We start from the raw sequence: 783 nt of genomic DNA, 5'->3' as shown, positions 1-783 counted from the left end.
TTTCTCTCTTTCTTTCTGTCAGATTTGTATACGTTTCCTTATTTTACCTTTGCTGGAGACATTTGACAAGAAAAAAAAGCAATGTGATCCAGCAGTGTATTCACGTCTGCTGGATCACATTGCCTTTTTTCGCCTCTTTTTTATCGGTATAGAATGCTTTTCTACATCTATCTCCTTCAATGTCCAATGCGACGATCGTCACTTCCTGCCTGACATGATCGAACACAACCAGTTCCTGATAGAACATGAGATGAAGGTCCGGCATGGCTATCTCATCTTTCAGCCGACTCCCGATATCTTCATATTCTCGAATGGCATCGTACCCGATGTAGCCGACTGCTCCGCCGTAAAATGGAAAAGGAAGATCCAGGGTGATCTCTGGAATGTGAGCCTTGACGACATCCAGTGGCTTCTTCAATGACGTCTGTTCCCGTTTCCCTTCTTTGATCCTCACAGTCTTTCCGTTCCCGATGATTTCCTTGTACGGGTTCATCCCTATAAAGGAATACTGGCTTTTCTTTCCATATCCATCTGAACTTTCCAGTATGAATTTCTTTTCTCCTTTGAGTCTCTGAAATACTGAAATAGGTGTCAGCATGTCTCCGTTTATCTGCTCTGTTCTGTAATGACTGGTCATTTTCTTCTCTCCCTTTGTGTAATGTCTCTTCCGATAATCCTCTTTAGTTCCTTCTTCAATCCGTTACTTTTCCAATAAAAAAAGCTTCGGCTACGCCTTCGCCCTTTTGGGATAGTGCGTAGCCATTACTTTTTCAGTTCTGAATT

General features: G+C 42.4%; 1 protein-coding gene. It reads right to left on the bottom strand.

Translation table 11 applies throughout. From position 1 onward, the window contains the following. Positions 1-100: 100 nt before the first annotated feature. Positions 101-637: a hypothetical protein gene (locus ABFX15_RS09660; protein ID WP_346025212.1), complete on the bottom strand. Its 537-nt coding sequence runs from the start codon at positions 635-637 to the stop codon at positions 101-103. Positions 638-783: the final 146 nt, after the last annotated feature.

This window comes from Alkalibacterium indicireducens, from assembly GCF_039522005.1.
Lineage (GTDB): Bacteria > Bacillota > Bacilli > Lactobacillales > Carnobacteriaceae_A > Alkalibacterium > Alkalibacterium indicireducens.
This window is presented reverse-complemented; position numbering and strand designations above follow the sequence as displayed.